Genomic DNA, 16,663 nt, shown 5'->3' with positions numbered 1-16,663 from the left:
TCCCCGCAGGGGAGACCCGAGGAGCACACATGAAGAAAACCCGTCGCACGGCCCTGGCCGCAATTCGCCCGCTGGCCGCCGCCATCGGCCTGGCCGCCACGTTTGGCAGCGCACACGCCGCCGGCTACCCCGAGCAGCCCATCACCGTGGTGGTGCCGTATTCCGCCGGTGGCGGCGCGGACAACGCCGCGCGCATCATCGCGCAAGGCATGGGCGAAGTCGCCGGTCAGAGCGTGGTGATCGAGAACAAGGGCGGCGCCAGCGGCTCCATCGGCGCGGCGTTCGTGGCGCGGGCCAAGCCCGATGGCTACACGGTGCTGTACGACGCGTCGTCCTTCTCGATCAATCCGGTGCTGCGCAAGCTGCCCTATGACGCCAAGAAGGACTTCGTTCCGGTCTCGCAGGCCGTCAGCGTGCCCAACATTCTGGTGGCCGCGCCCGGTTCCAGCTTCAACAACCTGCAGGACTTCATTGATGCCGCGCGCGCCAAGCCCGGCCGCCTGACGTTCGCGTCCTACGGACCGGGCAGCCTGGCGCAGATGGCTGCCGAGCTGCTCAAGAAGGATGCGGGCCTGGATATGGTGCACGTGCCCTACAAGGGCGGCGCGCCGGCCATCGTCGACGTCATGGGCGGTCAGGTCGACGTCTACTTCGCCAACGCCGCGTCCAGCCTGAACTACGTCACCGGCGGCAAGCTGAAGGCGCTGGCGGTCTCGTCGACGCAGCGCATGCCTGAACTGCCCAACGTGGCGACCGTGGGCGAAGCCGGCATCAAGAACTTCAACGTGGTCGAGTGGAACGGCTTCTTCCTGCCTGCCAACGCCAGCCCCGAAGTCGTGGCCAAGCTGCAGGAACTCGTGCAAAAGGCGCTGGCGCGTCCCGATACCCGCGAGAAGCTCGCCAAGCTGGGCCTGACGCCGGTCGGCAGCAGCGCCGCCGACTTTGCCAAGTTTGTCGACGCGGAACAGACTCGCTGGGCCGAGGTCGTGAAAACCAATAACATCCAGGTGAATTGATCCTTCGGGGGAGGGCGCGGCATCGTTTGCGCGCGCCAGCCCCCGATCCGAATGGAGATTGACCAGATGAGCCGGGAAGACGATTTCGAGCGCGGCCTGGAAAACCGCCGCGCCGTGCTGGGCGATGAATGGGTGCAGCGCTCGCTGGATCGCGCCACCACGTTCACGGCCGACTACCAGAACATGATCACGCGTTATGCCTGGCACGATATCTGGAGCCGTCCCGGCCTGCCGCACAAGGCGCGCCGCATGATGGTGCTGGCGGTGACGTTGTCGCTGGGCCGTTGGGAAGAATTTGAATTGCACGTGCGCGCCGCCTTGACGGCACAGGATGCCTCGCGCCTGACGCCGGACGAACTCAAGGAAGTGCTGCTGCAGAACGCAATCTATGCGGGCGTGCCGGCGGCCAACACGGCCTTCAATCTTGCGCAGAACATCCTGCGCGAGGTCGCCGGGCAGATCGGCTACGACCTGGCAGCGGCAGACCCGCGCCAGGCCGACCAGTTCGGCACAAAGCCGGCCTGACCTGTGCGCAAAGGGCGGGCTGCCTGCCCGCCTGATCTTTCTAGTCCGAACGCGGATTGAGCACGCGAGCCGCCTGCAGGCCGCTGCGCACCGCGCCTTCCAGCACGCCGGGATAGCCGGTGTCCGTCCAGTCGCCCGCCAATGCCAGCGTGGGCCATGGCGTGGAGTTCAGCGGGCGGGTCAGGCCCGGCACCGCTGCAAACGTCGCGCGCTTTTCAATGAACAGTTCGGCCGCTGCCACCTCGGGCATCGGCGGCAGCCGCAGCGGATGCGCGGCGGCCTGTTCGGCCACCTGATCGATCAGGGCTTCAATCACCTGCCGCCGGTTGCGTTCGCTCATGCCGATTGCCGCGCTGGCCACCACGGCCAGTTCCCCGGCCTTGGTGTCGCCCGCGAGCCGGGCGCGATCGAACAGCCATTGGCCGGCATGACCGCGGGCCGCATCTTCGCGCAGCATCATCATCGGCTCGGGCAGCCGCCACGGGCCGGCCAGGCGGATGTTCAGCGTGGCGATGGGCAGATAGTCAAAGGCCTTGAGCGCATCCAGCAGCCCCGTGGCGCCGGCCTCGCGTAGCGGACCATCCAACAGGCGCGCGGCGAAGGTGGGCGGCACGGCCAGCACGGCCGCGTCAAAGCGTTCCTGGTTGATGTCGATGCCGTCGGCGGACGGATGCAGCTGGCGCACCGTGCTGCCATAGCGCATGGTGACCTGGCGCGCCGCGGCGTCGGGCCACAGCGCCGACAGGTCCGTGCACGGCAGCAGCAGATCGCTGTCTTCGCGCGCGCCGGCCAGGCTATCGCGCAGCACGCGGGCAAACAACACGGCGCTGGCCGTGGCGATCGGCGTGTTGAGCGCGGCCAGGCATAGGGGCTCCCACATTCTCCGGATCAGCACGTCGGACTGTGCGTGATAGTGCAGCAGTTGCAGCACGGTCCAGTCGCGCGGCGGCGACCAGGACATGGTCTTCAAGCCGCGCATCAGGCGCAGCATCGCAAGCCGGTCGTTCCACGAGACGCCACGCGCGCGCAGGACGGCCAAGGCCATGTGCAGCGGCGCCGGCAGGCGCGGGGCAGACAGGTTGAAGCGGCCGTCCAGGCTTGCCAGGCGCAAGGGACGCCGCATCAGCAGGGCGTCCGGGTTGCGGCCCACGCGGCGCATCAGCGCCAGGGTTTCCTTGTAGGCGCCGCACAAGAGGTGCTGGCCGTTGTCCAGCGGCGCTTCGAAGTCGCCGTGAAAGACGCGCCGCGCGCGTCCTCCGGGGGTGTGCCCAGCCTCGAATACCGTGACCTTGGCGCCGGCTTCGCGCAGCGCGACGCTGGCCGCCAAGCCGGCCCAGCCTGCGCCAATGACCGCCGCCTTCACCGGGCCAACCGGCGGACCAGTCCGCGTCCGCCGCCCACCCAGGTTTTCCAGGCGAGCCAGAGTTTGCGCAAAGGGGTGAGCGAAATGCGCTGGTGCAGCACCTGCCAGTTGTCGCGCTCGATCTCGTCGAGCAGCGCATGGTAGATGGCGGCCATCATGAGTCCCGGACGCTGCGAGCGGCGGTCGGCCTCGGGCAGGTTGCTCATCGCCTCGCGGTAGAGTTCGCGGGCACGGTCGGCCTGGAACTTCATCAGCGCGGTGAAGCGATCGGAATACTCGCCATTCAGGATGTCCGAGGCCTTGACCTCGAACTGCTGCATGTCGTTGACCGGAATGTAGATGCGGCCGCGGCGGGCATCGTCGCCCACGTCGCGGATGATGTTGGTCATCTGGAACGCCAGGCCCAGTTTTTCGGCGTAGACCAGCGTCTTGGGATCGGAATAGCCAAACACGCCGGCGGACAGTTCGCCCACGACGCCGGCCGCGTGCCAGCAATACTTGCGCAGGCCGGGCCAGTCCAGGTAGCGGGTCTGGTCCAGATCCATTTCCATGCCGTCGATCACGGCCAGCAGGCGGGCGCGGGTGATCGAACAGCTTTCCAGATGCGGCTGCAGCGCGCGCGTGACGGGATGGTCGGGCTTGCCGTCGAACATCTGGTCGACCTGCGTGCGCCACCACGCGAGCTTGATGCGCGCCAGGGACGGATCGGTGCATTCGTCGACCACGTCGTCCACTTCGCGGCAGTACGCATACAGGGCCGTGATGGCGCGCCGGCGCTCGGGAGGCAGGAACAGGAAGGAATAGTAGAAGCTGGAACCGCTTTTGGCGGCTTTTTCCTGGCAATACTCGTCAGGGGTCATTAGGCACGGCCTGTTACTTGATGGAGCGCCACAACATGATGGCCCAGTCTTTGGCGCCCAATTCGGGGCGATTCATGAATACATCGTAGCCGCTCGCCTCGATCCGCTCCAGGACGCGCAGCCCGCCTTGCACCACCAGGCGCAGCTCCAGGCCGATGCGGCCCGGCAGGCGGCGCGCCAGCGGAGCGCCGAAGTGTAGCAGCGCGCGTGTGCGGTCGACCTGGAAGGCCATGAGCTCGCGCCACGCCGGCGTCAAGCGGCAGGCGGCCAGGTCTTCGTCCGACACGCCGTGGCGACGCAGGTCTTCCTGCGGCAGGTAGACGCGGTGCTTGTGCCAGTCCACCCGCACGTCCTGCCAGAAGTTCACCTGCTGCAGTCCGGTGCAGATGGCGTCGGACTCGGTCAGGTTCTGCGGTGTGCTGGCGTCGAACAGGTGCAGCATCAGGCGCCCGACCGGGTTGGCCGAGCGGCTGCAGTAATCCATAAGAGTGGGGTAGTCCTCGTAGCGCTTGACCGTCAGGTCCTGCTCGAAGGCAGACAGCAGGTCGTAGAACGGCGTGATCGGCAACTGGTGCCGGGCGATCGTCTGCGCCAGCGGCGCAAAGATGTCGGACAAAGGCGGCAGGCCGGGCGCCGGGGGCGTGCCGGGTTCGGCGCCGATGCGATGCAATTCCGTGCGGAACGCGGCAAGCTGGGCCAGGCGCTCCTCGTCGGTGGCGCTGCCTTCGTCGGCAATGTCGTCCGCGGCGCGGGCGAACCGGTAGATATCGGTCACGGCGCCGCGCAGCCTGCGCGGCAAGAGCAGCGAGGCAACGGGAAAATTCTCGTAGTGATCGATGGACATAAAAAGAGGCCAGTGGGCAGGATCGGACCTGCAAAGACGGCGCAAAGCGGAAAACGGTCTCATTTTAGAGTAGTCGCCCGCGCTTGATCCGGCGCACCGCCGCCCGGGACGGCGATCAGTTAGACTTGGACGCCACAGGATCTCACAACATGCCGCGCCCCATATCCGCCACCGTTTCCGTTTCCGCTCTTGCGCACAATCTGGCCACCGTGCGCCGCCACCTGGACCAGACCGCCGCCGCGGCTGCCGGGCTGCCGCCGTCGATCTGGGCCGTCATCAAGGCCAACGCCTACGGGCACGGCATCGAACAGGCCGTGGCGGGCTTTTCCAAGGCCCAAGGCCTGGCCATGCTGGACCTCGAAGAAGCCGTGCGTTGCCGCGAAGCCGGCTGGGGCGGACCGATCCTGCTGCTGGAAGGGTTTTTCAACCCGTCCGACCTCGATATCGTCGACCGCTACCACCTCAGCAGCACCGTCCACCACCGTGATCAGCTCGACATGCTGGCCCGCGCGCGCCTGTCGCGCCGCGTGGACATCATGCTCAAGCTCAACAGCGGCATGAACCGGCTGGGTTTCAGCCCGGCGGCCTATCCCGCCGCCTACGAGCGCGCCGCGCTGTTGCAGCAGCAGGGCACGCTGGGCTCGGTCGGCAAAATGACCCATTTCGCCTGCGCCGATGGCCCGCAAGGCGTGAACGAACAACTCAGCGTCTTCAATTCGGTGACGCATAAGCTGCCCGGGGCGATCAGCGTGTGCAATTCGGCCGCCGCCTTGCGCTTTGCCGACATCGCCGTCGGCTCCGAAAGCCAGACGCACTGGGTGCGGCCGGGCATCTGCCTCTACGGCGCGTCGCCCTTCGCGGATGCCGACGCCTCCTCGTTCGGCTTAAAGCCGGCCATGTCGCTCAGCTCCGAAATCATTGCGGTGCAGGAAATCAAGGCCGGTGACTCGGTCGGGTACGGCGCGCTGTTCCGCGCCGAACGCGCCATGCGCCTGGGCATCGTGGCCTGCGGTTACGCCGACGGCTACCCGCGCCACGCCACCACCGGCACGCCGGTCGTGGTCGCCGGCATCCGGACCCAGCTGCTGGGACGGGTGTCCATGGACATGCTGGTCGTGGATCTGGGCCCCGTGCCGTCCGCCGGGGTCGGTTCGCCGGTGTCGCTGTGGGGCGAAGACGGCCCCTCGGTGGACGAAGTGGCCAGCGCGGCCGGCACCATCGGCTATGAACTGCTGTGCGCCCTGGCCCCGCGCGTCCCGGTCACCCGGGACGCCTGACCCGCCGCGGCGCCGCGTCCGGTGGGCAAGAATTGCTGCGCAAATGACAAGACAGGCGGCGCCGGATGGTGTCTACTTTGGAAACCGGGCGCTCAGGCGCCCGTTTTTGACCAAGAAAACAGACTGCGAGGTTTCAATCCATGAAGGACAAATGCGTGCTCATTACGGGCGCCACCAAAGGCATAGGCTGGGCGCTTACTCAGCGGTTGTCCGACATGGGCTGTCACGTGGTTGGTATCGCGCGCAACACGACCGATGTCGATTTCCCGGGCTATCTGTACGCCTGTGATCTGGCCGATGCCGGCCGCACCGAAGAAGTCCTGCGCGAAATCCGCGAAAAATTTCCCGTCGACGCCGTCGTCAACAATGTGGGCCTTGTGTCGCCCCAACCGCTGGGCGAAATCGACCTCGCCACGCTGTACAACGTGCTGGACCTGAACGTGCGCGTGGCGGTGCAGGTGACGCAGGCGTTCATCGAATCCATGAAGGTGCGCCGCGCCGGCCGCATCGTCAACGTGGTCAGCCGCTCCATCCACGGCGCGCTGGACCGCACCGCGTATTCGGCGGCCAAGAGCGCGCTGGTGGGCTGCACCCGCACCTGGGCGCTGGAACTGGCCGAATACGGCGTCACGGCCAATGCGGTGGCGCCGGGTCCCATCGAAACCGAAATGTTCCGCGCCACCCGGCCCGCCGGCAGCGACAACGAAAAGCGGGCCCTGGCCTCCGTTCCCATGAAACGTCTGGGCACCCCGGCCGAAGTGGCCGCCGCCATCGCCTTCCTGCTGTCGGACGACGCCGGCTTCATTACCGGTCAGGTGCTGGGCGTGGACGGCGGCGGCAGTCTGGCTGGCCGCTCCTGAACATTGCCGATCCATGCCTGAACAACGCACCCCACGGGGTGCGTTTTTTTTGGCTGGCGCGAGCGCGGCGGCGCTCAGCCGGGTGCCTGCGGCACGCCCTGCAATTCGCGGGCCTGGCTGCGCAAGGCGTCCAGGAAATGGGCCAGTGCCGCCGTCGGTTCCACGTGCGCCCGCTGCACGACGCCCACCGCCGGCAGGCTCCAGTCCGGTTTGAACTTCAGGATCGCCAGCACGCCCAGCTCCGCGTAGTGGTGGGCGACGGCGCGCGGCATGGCGGCCAGCATGTCCGCGCCGCGCAGCAGGACTTCGTTGGCCAGCAACGATACCGATTCGGCGACGGGGGCGGGCAGGGCCAGGCCCTGTTGCGCGAAATAGGCGTCGATGCGCTGGCGCAAGGGTGCGTCCGGCGGCGGCAGGATCCAGTCCTGACTCGCAAGCGCCGCGGCGGTGATGCGGGTCGACCGCGCCAGCGGATGCCCCTTGCGCGCCACCACGCATATCGGTTCTTCGTATAGCACTTCGGTGCGGAACACTGCCTGGGCGGCATCCAGCATCAGCCGGCCCAGTACGCAGTCGAGTTCACCGCGGGCCAGGCTGTCCAGCAGCGCATCGTGCGCGCCCTCGTGCAGCATGACGGTGACGCCGGGATTGTGTTCGCGCATGCGCTGGATGGCGCGCGGCACCAGCACGGGCAGGGCCACCGGCTGCACCCCGACCCGGATGCGGCCGCGCGCGCCGGCGGCCAAGGCCGCGATCTCGTTGCGCGCGCCGGCCAGATCGGCCAGCAGCACGTCCGTCTTGCCGGCAAGCGCCTGCCCGAAAGCGGTCGGCGTGATGCCCCGCCGCGAACGCACGAACAGCGGGACGCCGAACATGTCCTCCAGTTCCAGCAAGAGCTTGCTGGCCGCGGGCTGAGTCATGCCCAGCCGCGCCGCCGCCTTGTGGACGCTGCCCAGCGCGTGCAGCGCGTGCAGCAGGTCAAGGTGGCGCAGGCGCAGGCGTCCACTGATATGGCGCAGGTCGGGAATGCGGGGGCTGGCGGGCATGGCGCACTGATTCCTAACGGTTTTCACAGCATTCTAATAATTGATCGTTCGGTATGCACCCCGTTCCTATACTGGTTTCGTGCTCATGCGAGCCCATGCTTCTGACCAGAGAGGTTGCCGATGAAGATCACCATGCTGGGGACTGGCGCGGCGTTGCCGGATCCCGACCGGGCGCAGTCCGCGATTCTGCTGACGCTGGACGACGACCGTCACTACCTGTTCGACTGCGGCGAGGGCGCGACGCGCCAGATGGTGCGCGCCAACGTTGATCCCGCCAAGGTGGGGTTCGTCTTCCTGACCCACCTGCACCATGACCACATCTGCGACTACCCGTATTTCGTCATTTCAAGCTGGATCCTCAACAAGGAAGGCTCGCCGCTGGTGCTGGGCCCGAAGGGCACGAAGCACTTCGTGGACCACCTGTTCGAGAACGGCGCGTATCACACGGACTATCAGGCGCGCGCCGCCTATCCCGTTCGCCAGCGCAACCTGGAAGCGATGCGGCCCGTGGTGCGCGAGGTGAGTCCCGGCATGGTGTTCGAGGACGACAAGGTGCGCATTTCGGTGGACTGGGTCGAACACATTCCGCGCGATGTCTGCGAGTGTTTCGGCGTGCGTGTCGAGGCGGAAGGCAAGGTCATCGCCTTCAGCGGCGATACCGCGCCCTGTGCGGCGATGGTGCGCCTGGCCAAGGATGCCGATCTGCTCATCCACGAGTGCACCTTTCCCGAGTCGTTCATCGCGCATCGCGCCAAGACCGGCGTCGGCACCTATGCCCACACCAGCCCGACGGACCTGGGCAAGATCGCGCGCGAGGCCAATGTGAAAAGCCTGGTGGCCACGCACTTCGGCCACTTCGATTCCACCAGTCCGGTCCTCAAGCGCGCGGCGGCCAAGCATCTGCCCGTGGAACTCATGGGCCCGCACCTGATGGACGAGATCGTGTCCGACATCCGCAAGCACTACCCGGGTCCGCTGCGTCTGGCCCACGATCTGATGCGTATCGACCTGTAGCACCCGCAACGTTGCAAGGCCGGCCGCCCGGGAAGCGTTGCCGGGACGGCCAGGGAGAACACGATGCCATATCGAGCTTGTGCCGTATCCGTCCTGGCCGCGCTGGCCCCGGCCCTGGTCCTGGTGCCGCTTGCAGCCAGCGCCCAGTATCCCGAGCATCCCATCCGCGTGGTGCTGCCGTATGCGCCGGGCGCGGCGGGCGACATCGCCTTGCGTCAGATCCAGCCGCTGCTGGAAAAGCGCCTGGGCCAGCCCGTGGTGGTGGACTACAAGACCGGCGCGGGCGGCAACATCGGCATGCAGGACGTAGCGCGCGCCAAGCCCGACGGCTATACGCTGGTGCTGGGCGCGGCCAACAACTTCGTCATCAATCAGTTCCTGTACCGCAAGCTCGGCTTCGATCCGCTGACCGATCTGGCGCCGGTGGGCAAGCTGGCGGACGTGCCCGCCTTCGTCTACGTCAGCGCGCAGGCGCCGGCTGCCGACTGGCGGCAGTTCCAGCAGTACGCACGCGCGCACTCGGGCAAGCTCAATTACGGTTCGCCAGGCATGGGCACGACGCCGCACTTGTCGGCGTACCGGCTGTCCAAAGCGATGGGCGCGGACATGACGCACATTGCCTACCGGGGAGCGGCGCCGGGTGTGCAGGCGCTCCTGGCCAACGAGGTGCAGCTCTACATCGGCGGCTACAGCGTCGCGGCCGCCTATGTGCCGCAGGGCAAGGTCCGGGCGTTGGCGGTGGCTTCGCCCGAGCGGTTTGCAGGGCTGCCCGACGTGCCCACCGCAAAAGAGGCCGGCATGCCGGACGCAGTGCAGGGCAACTGGTGGGGCCTTGCCGCGCCGAAGGGCACGCCGCCGGACCGCATCGCGCGCTTTGCAGCCGTCCTGCACGAGGTGCTGGGTCTGCCCGAGGTGCGGCAGGCCTATCTTGCCAACGGCTTCGTTCCCGGACAGGACACGCCCGCATCGTTCGGCACGTCGTGGCACGACGAGGCCCGGCAATGGGAATCCGCAGTGCGAGAGTCGGGCGTGGTGCTGGACTGAAGACGCACCGCCACCGCCGCGCTGCGGTCATCCAGGTTTGTATAATAATAACTATCATTTCCATTATGGATGCTCGCCGTGTCGGACCGAGAGCACGCAGTTGGCGCATCGCTTTCCGCCCTGTACACCGCGCATTGCGGCTGGTTGCAGAATTGGCTGAATCGCCGTCTTCAGGATAATCATCAGGCAGCCGACCTGACGCAGGACACGTTCCTGACCTTGCTTGCGCGACGGCGTCCGCTTGCCGATGTTCGCGAGCCGCGCGCATTCCTGACCACCATCGCGCGCGGCCTGCTGGTCGATTTCTGGCGCCGCCGCGATATCGAACTCGCGTGGGCAGAAACGTTGGCAGCGCGTCCCGAGGTCACCCACCCATCCCCCGAAGTGCAACTCCAGGCGCTCCAGGCGTTGGTCGAAATCGACCGAAAGCTGCATCGCCTGGGCGTGCGCGCGCGCGCCGCGTTCCTGATGCACCGCATCCACGGCATGACGCATCCGGCCATTGCGGCGGAGCTGCGCGTGTCCGAGCGGACGGTGCGCAACGACATCGCGCAGGCGATGCTGTGCTTTCTGCTCGACACCGACCTGCACGGCGATGAGGCAGGGCGGTGATGGGCGCCGCCGCCGTCGACCCGCGCATTCTTGAGGCCGCCGCGCATTGGTATGCGCTGCTGAGTTCGGGGGCGGCCAGCGAGCAGGAGCGTGCAAGCTGGCAGGTGTGGATGGATGCCGACAACGCGCATCGCCGGGCATGGCAACGCGTCGAGGACGTGGGCGCGCAGTTCGATGCGCTGATCGCGCAGCCGATGGGCCGCGAGGCCAGCGTGGCCAGCCTCAATGCCGCCGCGCAGGGCCGGCGCGAGCGCCGCCGGCTGTTGACGGTTGCGCTGATCGCGGGCGCGGCGGGACTCTTGGGCCTGGGCGTGGCTCAATCGCCGGCCGGCCGCCGAACCTGGGCGGCATGGCAGGCGGACTTGGTCACACCGGTGGGCGGATCGAAAGAAATCCGGCTTGCCGACGGCTCCCAGATTCAACTCAATACCGATACCGCCGTGAAGGTCGATTTCACCCGCGACCAGCGCCGCCTGGTGCTGCTGCGCGGCGAAATCATGATCGCCACCGCGGCCGACCCAGGGCGCACGTTTGTGGTGGACACGCCAGAAGGGCGGTTGCAGGCGCTGGGCACGCGGTTCAACGTGCGCAGTCTTGACGGCGAAACCACGCTCGCCGTGCTGGAGGGCGCGGTGCAGGCGCATTTCGCGGGCGCGCCGCCCGCTGGCGTTCGGGTCGACGCCGGCATGCGGATGCGCGGCGGATCGCAAGGCATCGACGCGCCTGCAGCGCTGCGGGCCGACGACCACAACTGGACGCGCGGCATCGTGCAATTCGAGGAGGCGCCGCTGGCGCGGGTGGTGGCGGAACTGGCGCGCTACCGCCGCGGTCATCTCGGCTGTGCCGGCGACGTGGCGGACTTGCGTGTGACAGGCACATTCCCGCTGCATGACAGCGACCGCGCGTTGCGCCTGTTAACCGAGGCCCTGCCGGTGCGTATCAGCCAGCCGCTGCCTTGGTGGACGACACTCCAGGCCCGCTGAACCCGCGCTGTTACAAAATAGTTTGCCGCTTTTGCCGCGCTCATCCGGCCTATGGGCAATTCAACACCCATATCGCGGATCCGTGGCATGACCAACCCCCTCCCTGTTTTTCCCATCCGTCCGATCCGCCGCGCGCGCATCGCCCCGTTGGCGCTTGCCATCGGCGTGATGCTTGGCGGCGGGGCGCCCCTGAGCGCTGTGTATGCGCAGACCGCACAAACGCAGGTCCGCGAATACAACATCCCGGCCGGACCGTTGAGCCAGGTGCTCAACCTGTTTTCCGCCGAGGCTGGCCTCTTTGTCAGCGGCCACGGTGATCTGAGCAGCGGCCGGCAGAGCCCCGGCGTGCGCGGCCGGTATTCGCCCGAGGCCGGGATGGCGGCGCTGCTGACCGGCACCGGTCTTGTGGCCGAACGCCTGTCCGATGGCGGTTTCGTCCTGCGGCAGGGACGCCAGGACGTGACGATGCTGGAACCGATCGCGGTGACCGCACAGCTCGAACGACCGGATGGCCCGGTGCTGGGCATCGCCGCCACGAACAGCGCCACGGCCACCAAGACCGATACGCCGATCATCGAAACGCCGCAGTCGATCTCGGTGGTGAGCGCCGCGCAGATCAGCAATCAGAAGGCGCAGAACCTGCAAGAGGCGCTGGGCTATACGCCCGGCATCATGCCCGGCATCGTCGCCAAGAGTTCGATGTTCGAAGACACGATGAGCATCCGCGGTTTCGAGGCCAATCCGCAGACCGGCAGCTACTTCCGCGACGGCATGCGCTACATGATCAATCAATACAACGGCAAGCAGGAGCCGTACGGGCTGGAGCGGGTCGAAGTGCTGCGGGGGCCGTCATCGGTGCTGTATGGGGCCGCGGCGCCGGGTGGCATCGTCAATACCGTGACCAAGCGTCCGCCCAGCGAAACGATGGGAGAGATCAATCTGGACGGCGGCAGTTATGACCGCCGGCAGATTTCGGCGGACATCGGCGGTCCGATCGACGAAGCCGGAGTGTGGTCCTATCGCCTGACCGGCCTGTTCCGAGAGAGCAAGCAATTCATCGACTACAGCGCCGACGATCGCACCTACATCGCGCCCGCGTTGACGTGGCGCCCGTCAGCGGCCACCTCGGTCACGCTGCTGGCCAACTATCAGCGCATCAAGACGATCAATCCGACGGAAGTGCCGGTCACCGGCTCGCTCTGGACCAACCCGAACGGACAGATCCCGCGCTCGCGCTTTCTGGGCGAGCCCAACAACAACCGCTTCGATGTCGAGTCGACGTCGCTGGCCGTGCTGATCGAGCATGCGTTCAATGACACGCTGAAATTCCGTACGTCGATGCGCTACTACGACGCGGACCTCCACATGCGCTACGTGCTGCTGCAAGGCGACGTGGACGCCGCGACGCCGCGGCGGGTGGCGCGTTCGGCGCGCGGCTTCGACGACCGCACGACCGTGCAGACGATCGACACCAACATCGAGAAACGGTTCCAGACGGGTGCTGTGACGCAGACCATTCTTGCGGGCTTCGACTACACGCGCTCGACCTACAACAGCGATCGCCTGCGCGGCAATCTGCGGCCCATCGACGTCTTCGATCCGGTGTATATACCTGGCGACGTCGTGGTCTTGCCTTGGCAGCAGCGCCGCAACACCGAGCATCGACTTGGCATCTACCTGCAGGATCAGCTGAAGATCGCGGACAAGGTGGTGGTGCTGCTGGGCGGCCGGTATGACAACGTGCGCGCCGAGAACCGCGCCTTGCACGCGCCGTCGACCAATTCGAACGACAAGGACACCGCGTTCACCGGCCGCGCCGGCGTGGTCTATCTGGCGGACAACGGCCTGGCGCCGTATGTCAGCTTCAGCCAGTCGTTCGAACCCACCAGCGGGCGCGACCGCACCGAAGGCAGCTTCGAGCCCAGCCGCGGAACGCAGTACGAAGTCGGCATCCGCTACCAGCCTGCCGGCCAGGACATCATGCTGAGCGCGGCGCTGTTCAATCTGGAGCGCAAGAACGTGCTTACGCCGGATCCGGTCGATCCGACCTTCCTGGTGCAGACGGGCAAGGTGCGCTCGCGCGGCCTGGAGCTCGAGGCGCGCGCACGCGTCACGCCGCAGGTCGATGTGATTGCCGCCTACACGTACACCGACGCGCGGGTGGTCAAGAGCAATCTGCCGGGCGAAGAGGGCGAGCGCTTCAACACGCCCCGTCACGCGGCGTCCTTGTGGACCGACGTAAATCTGTCGGAGTGGGTGCTGATGGGCCTGAAGGCCGGCGCCGGCGTGCGCTATGTGTCGGCGCGTCCCGACCGGCCGTCCAGCGGTTCACTAGGCGGCGCGGGCTACACGCTGATCGATGCGCGCGTCAGTTATGAAAGCGGCCCGTGGCTGTATGCGCTCAACGTCACCAACCTGACGGACAAGACCTACTTCCCGTCGATTTGCTACAACGGCGTGTGCGACTACGGCGAGCCGCGCCGCATCATCGGCACGGTGAGTTACCGCTGGTGAGCTTACGCGCCGCACTGCTGCGGCTGCATCGCTGAAACGGCCTGGTGCTGGCCGGCTTTCTCTGCGTGGTGGCGCTGACCGGCATTGCGCTGGCTTGGTACGACACGCTGGATGCCGCGGCCGCGCCGGCGTGCGCGTCAGTACGGACCCTTGCTCGCGGCGACCGCGGCCAGTTCCTTGAACTCGCCTGCCAACGCTTCGGCCGCGCGCGCCAGCAGCACCGCATCGACGCCCACTGCCACGAAGGTCGCGCCCAGGGACAGGTAGTGCCTGGCCTGCGTCACGCCACTGTGCAGGATGCCAGCCGCCTTGCCGGACCGCACGATGCGCGCGATGGCGTCGTCAATTGTCTTCTCGACCACGGGATGCTCCGGCTGGCCCAGATAGCCCATGCTGGCCGACAGGTCGGCCGGTCCAATGAAGACGCCATCCACGCCGTCCACGGCAAGAATCTCGTCCAGCGCCGCGATGCCATCCGGGGTCTCGATCTGCACCAGCACGCACATCTGGTCGTTGGCGCGCTCAAGGTAGTTGGGAATGCGGTTCCAGCGCGACGCGCGCGCCAGCGCACTGCCCACGCCGCGGATGCCCTGCGGCGGATAACGCACGGCCGCCACGGCGGCGGCGGCTTCTTGCGCCGACTGGATCATGGGCACCAGCACCGACTGCGCGCCCGTGTCCAGAATCTGTTTGATCTGCACCGGGTCGTTCCAGGCCGGACGCACCACGGGCGCGACCGGATATGCCGCCACGGACTGCAATTGGGCGAGGGTGGAGTCCAGCGTGTTGGGCGCGTGCTCGCCATCGATCAGCAACCAGTCGAATCCGGCGCCGGCAAGGATTTCCGAGGTATAGGCGCTGGCCAGGCCGGCCCACAGGCCGATCTGAGGTTTGCCGTCGCGCAGGGCTTGCTTGAACGTATTGGTCAGGAGGTCCATGAACAGGGGATCGCGTGGAAGAGGGAGGAGGGTTGACGTTCAGGGCGTACCGGCATCGCGCGTGGGGCCGTCGCGCTTGATGAGGTCGACCATGGCGTCCACATCGGTGTACAGGCGCTCCAGCAACTCCTTGCCGATCCGTTCTTCGATTTCCTGGTACTTCGCGTCGACCTGAGGCCTCATGCGGTCGATGAGCTTGTTGCTCTTGGCGGTCAGGGAGATTTCCTGGCGGCGCTGGTCGGCGCTGGAGCGCGTGCGCTTGATGAGCCCTTGCTCTTCCATGCCGGCCAGCATGCGCGTGAGGCTGGGGCTCAGGATCTGACAGGCGCGGGCGATCTGATTGGGTTCCAGGGAGCCCACCTCGCTCAGCGTGCGCAAGACCCGCCATTGCTGTTCGGTGACGCCGGCTGCGTGCAGAATCGGGCGGAAATGCGCCATCAGCGTTTCGCGCGCGTAGAGCAGCAAATGGGGAAGATTGCGGTGGTGGAAGCTCGGACTCATGGCGGCTATGTTAGCAAGAGCCGCCCAAAAAATGCTCAATTCTTCAAGCCCGCGCGCGGCCTGCGTCGGCGGGGCGACGGGCCGGGGCAGGGGTCAGGTGAGGAGGGAAAAACAGGGGCCGGAGCAGGGCCTGAGTCGAGGCCAGCGCAGGGGCCGTGGCGGGGGCAAAGCATCGGGGCCGGCGCGCGGCCGGCCCCAGGTGTCACGCGGGGTTCTGGCGGGACAGCTCCTGCAAGTCGTCCGGCAGGGCAAAATCAGGCGCGCCGCGCTGCAACTCGCGCAACGCCTGCACGGCATCTTCTTCGCGGTCGTCCACGATCAGGCCGCGTATCTGGGCGACGCGCGCCTCGATATCCTGCTCGGTGAAGGCGGCGACCTGCTGCGCCTCCGCAGGCGTTTCCTGAGCGGGTGCCTGCGCGGCCGTTTCAGTGGCGGCGGGAGCCAGCTCGGCGGGCGCAGCGGCCATGGTGGTCGACGTCGTCGCAGATTGTGGCGCTGGGGGTTGCATCACGGCGGGCTGGGCCGGGGCAACCGGCTCCTGCTGCAGGGCGACGACGCGGCGCAGGGGCGACGGATCGCTGGCCGGCGTGGCGGACGCGGACGACGCATCCTGCGCGGAGTCGCTTTCTTGAACGGCCACCAGTTGCATCTGGGGCTCGGTGTCGTCGATGGCCTCGCGCATGTCGGTCCATGCAAAAAGGCCGGCGACCATCACGGCGCAGGCGGCGGCGCCCCAACCGGGATGCCAGCTATGGCCGGGGTGCCATCTGCGTCGTACCGCGGCATCCAGTTCCGGATTGGCGCCGGGACCCGGCTTGCGGTACAGAGCGCGCAGATCCCGTTCATCGTCTTCGTCAAAAGGGGGGCGATAGGTAATGCTCATGCGCGTACTCCTCGCACATACGCCGGGTGGCACAGCGTATCCGCGTTTGACCTTTGCGTGCGCCGCGCCAGTGGTCCGGCGTCTGGTCGTGCTGGGGTCATGTTCCGGTTCGGGCGGTCTCGTGAAAGGCCGCGAGTGATTGCGCCGCGATTCCCCACGCAGTGCGTCGCAAGGACGTCCATCGTGGAGTATGCCGTCCGGTTGGGACGGTTCGACAATATGCGCTGCACTTGGCGATTATGCGCGATTTGCAACGGATCGGGCAGGAAATTTCTTGTGTTTGCATCATGTAACGGCCGTGCGTCCCTGGTTGTGAAAGCTGTCTGAAAGAAATGCCTTTCGGACGCACGCGATCAGCGTGTCAAAACGGTCTCTGTAGTGGC

General features: G+C 67.0%; 16 protein-coding genes. 9 read left to right on the top strand and 7 right to left on the bottom strand.

The features are described from left to right. Nucleotides 1-29 precede the first annotated feature (29 nt). Entirely contained in the window at nt 30-1,016 is a 987-nt protein-coding gene (locus CLM73_RS17565) for a Bug family tripartite tricarboxylate transporter substrate binding protein (protein ID WP_105239523.1), read from the top strand. Nucleotides 1,017-1,082: 66 nt separating this feature from the next. Continuing rightward, complete coding sequence (locus tag CLM73_RS17560; RefSeq protein WP_105239522.1) at nt 1,083-1,541, top strand: carboxymuconolactone decarboxylase family protein; 459 nt, start codon at nt 1,083-1,085, stop codon at nt 1,539-1,541. Nucleotides 1,542-1,581: 40 nt separating this feature from the next. Here CLM73_RS17560 and hpnE read toward each other — a convergent pair whose 3' ends face one another. Genes hpnE through hpnC form a run of 3 tightly spaced genes read right to left on the bottom strand, consistent with a single transcriptional unit; the run spans nt 1,582 to nt 4,608 of the window. Further along, nucleotides 1,582-2,904, bottom strand: coding sequence for a hydroxysqualene dehydroxylase HpnE (gene hpnE / locus CLM73_RS17555; RefSeq protein ID WP_105239521.1), 1,323 nt, complete (start codon nt 2,902-2,904; stop codon nt 1,582-1,584). Next, nucleotides 2,901-3,764, bottom strand: coding sequence for a presqualene diphosphate synthase HpnD (hpnD, locus tag CLM73_RS17550; RefSeq protein ID WP_105239520.1), 864 nt, complete (start codon nt 3,762-3,764; stop codon nt 2,901-2,903). Before hpnD ends, hpnE begins: the two co-directional genes overlap by 4 nt. Before the next feature lie 13 nt (nt 3,765-3,777). Next, nucleotides 3,778-4,608 (bottom strand): squalene synthase HpnC, encoded by an 831-nt coding sequence (gene hpnC, locus CLM73_RS17545; protein ID WP_105239519.1) that lies wholly within the window; start codon nt 4,606-4,608, stop codon nt 3,778-3,780. Nucleotides 4,609-4,757: 149 nt separating this feature from the next. On the opposite strand from hpnC, the gene alr reads away from it, so the two are divergent. Together alr and CLM73_RS17535 are read left to right on the top strand one after the other, a co-directional pair. After that, nucleotides 4,758-5,885 (top strand): alanine racemase, encoded by a 1,128-nt coding sequence (alr, locus tag CLM73_RS17540; protein WP_105239518.1) that lies wholly within the window; start codon nt 4,758-4,760, stop codon nt 5,883-5,885. 140 nt (nt 5,886-6,025) lie between these two features. Further along, nucleotides 6,026-6,745, top strand: coding sequence for an SDR family oxidoreductase (locus tag CLM73_RS17535; RefSeq protein ID WP_056562724.1), 720 nt, complete (start codon nt 6,026-6,028; stop codon nt 6,743-6,745). A 74-nt stretch (nt 6,746-6,819) separates the two neighbouring features. Here the strand turns inward: CLM73_RS17535 and CLM73_RS17530 are convergent, their stop codons facing one another. Continuing rightward, nucleotides 6,820-7,791: a LysR family transcriptional regulator gene (locus CLM73_RS17530; RefSeq protein ID WP_105239517.1), complete on the bottom strand. Its 972-nt coding sequence runs from the start codon at nt 7,789-7,791 to the stop codon at nt 6,820-6,822. 120 nt (nt 7,792-7,911) lie between these two features. Between CLM73_RS17530 and CLM73_RS17525 the strand changes: the two genes are divergently transcribed. From CLM73_RS17525 to CLM73_RS17505, 5 genes are all read left to right on the top strand, one after another. After that, nucleotides 7,912-8,805, top strand: a complete 894-nt coding sequence (locus tag CLM73_RS17525) for an MBL fold metallo-hydrolase (RefSeq protein WP_105239516.1) — start codon at nt 7,912-7,914, stop codon at nt 8,803-8,805. Between the two features lie 63 nt (nt 8,806-8,868). Beyond that, a complete protein-coding gene (locus CLM73_RS17520; protein ID WP_105239515.1) occupies nt 8,869-9,849 on the top strand; it encodes a Bug family tripartite tricarboxylate transporter substrate binding protein in 981 nt (326 codons plus the stop codon). A gap of 78 nt (nt 9,850-9,927) precedes the next feature. Further along, entirely contained in the window at nt 9,928-10,461 is a 534-nt protein-coding gene (locus tag CLM73_RS17515; RefSeq protein ID WP_234015662.1) for a sigma-70 family RNA polymerase sigma factor, read from the top strand. After that, nucleotides 10,461-11,444 carry a FecR domain-containing protein gene (locus CLM73_RS17510; protein WP_105239513.1) on the top strand — a complete coding sequence of 328 codons (984 nt, stop codon included), beginning with the start codon at nt 10,461-10,463 and terminating at the stop codon, nt 11,442-11,444. The genes CLM73_RS17515 and CLM73_RS17510 overlap by 1 nt, the downstream gene beginning before the upstream one ends. Nucleotides 11,445-11,531: 87 nt before the next feature. Continuing rightward, a complete protein-coding gene (locus tag CLM73_RS17505) occupies nt 11,532-13,958 on the top strand; it encodes a TonB-dependent siderophore receptor (protein WP_234015661.1) in 2,427 nt (808 codons plus the stop codon). A gap of 137 nt (nt 13,959-14,095) precedes the next feature. Here CLM73_RS17505 and hpaI read toward each other — a convergent pair whose 3' ends face one another. From hpaI to CLM73_RS17490, 3 genes are all read right to left on the bottom strand, one after another. After that, nucleotides 14,096-14,896 (bottom strand): 4-hydroxy-2-oxoheptanedioate aldolase, encoded by an 801-nt coding sequence (gene hpaI / locus CLM73_RS17500; RefSeq protein ID WP_105239512.1) that lies wholly within the window; start codon nt 14,894-14,896, stop codon nt 14,096-14,098. Between the two features lie 39 nt (nt 14,897-14,935). Further along, complete coding sequence (gene hpaR / locus CLM73_RS17495; protein WP_105239511.1) at nt 14,936-15,397, bottom strand: homoprotocatechuate degradation operon regulator HpaR; 462 nt, start codon at nt 15,395-15,397, stop codon at nt 14,936-14,938. Between the two features lie 202 nt (nt 15,398-15,599). Continuing rightward, on the bottom strand, nt 15,600-16,280 hold the full coding sequence (locus tag CLM73_RS17490; protein ID WP_105239510.1) for a hypothetical protein: 681 nt from the start codon (nt 16,278-16,280) through the stop codon (nt 15,600-15,602). Nucleotides 16,281-16,663 lie beyond the last annotated feature (383 nt).

This window comes from Achromobacter spanius (assembly GCF_002966795.1).
Lineage (GTDB): Bacteria > Pseudomonadota > Gammaproteobacteria > Burkholderiales > Burkholderiaceae_B > Achromobacter > Achromobacter spanius_D.
This window is presented reverse-complemented; position numbering and strand designations above follow the sequence as displayed.

What these genes read in the sequence shown, in the direction of transcription:
- CLM73_RS17565 (WP_105239523.1), top strand. Translation starts at nt 30, where the DNA reads ATGAAGAAAACCCGTCGCACGGCCCTGGCCGCAATTCGCCCGCTGGCC.
- CLM73_RS17560 (WP_105239522.1), top strand. Translation starts at nt 1,083, where the DNA reads ATGAGCCGGGAAGACGATTTCGAGCGCGGCCTGGAAAACCGCCGCGCC.
- hpnD (WP_105239520.1), bottom strand. Translation starts at nt 3,764, where the DNA reads ATGACCCCTGACGAGTATTGCCAGGAAAAAGCCGCCAAAAGCGGTTCC.
- hpnC (WP_105239519.1), bottom strand. Translation starts at nt 4,608, where the DNA reads ATGTCCATCGATCACTACGAGAATTTTCCCGTTGCCTCGCTGCTCTTG.
- alr (WP_105239518.1), top strand. Translation starts at nt 4,758, where the DNA reads ATGCCGCGCCCCATATCCGCCACCGTTTCCGTTTCCGCTCTTGCGCAC.
- CLM73_RS17535 (WP_056562724.1), top strand. Translation starts at nt 6,026, where the DNA reads ATGAAGGACAAATGCGTGCTCATTACGGGCGCCACCAAAGGCATAGGC.
- CLM73_RS17530 (WP_105239517.1), bottom strand. Translation starts at nt 7,791, where the DNA reads ATGCCCGCCAGCCCCCGCATTCCCGACCTGCGCCATATCAGTGGACGC.
- CLM73_RS17525 (WP_105239516.1), top strand. Translation starts at nt 7,912, where the DNA reads ATGAAGATCACCATGCTGGGGACTGGCGCGGCGTTGCCGGATCCCGAC.
- CLM73_RS17520 (WP_105239515.1), top strand. Translation starts at nt 8,869, where the DNA reads ATGCCATATCGAGCTTGTGCCGTATCCGTCCTGGCCGCGCTGGCCCCG.
- CLM73_RS17510 (WP_105239513.1), top strand. Translation starts at nt 10,461, where the DNA reads ATGGGCGCCGCCGCCGTCGACCCGCGCATTCTTGAGGCCGCCGCGCAT.
- CLM73_RS17505 (WP_234015661.1), top strand. Translation starts at nt 11,532, where the DNA reads ATGACCAACCCCCTCCCTGTTTTTCCCATCCGTCCGATCCGCCGCGCG.
- hpaI (WP_105239512.1), bottom strand. Translation starts at nt 14,896, where the DNA reads ATGGACCTCCTGACCAATACGTTCAAGCAAGCCCTGCGCGACGGCAAA.
- hpaR (WP_105239511.1), bottom strand. Translation starts at nt 15,397, where the DNA reads ATGAGTCCGAGCTTCCACCACCGCAATCTTCCCCATTTGCTGCTCTAC.
- CLM73_RS17490 (WP_105239510.1), bottom strand. Translation starts at nt 16,280, where the DNA reads ATGAGCATTACCTATCGCCCCCCTTTTGACGAAGACGATGAACGGGAT.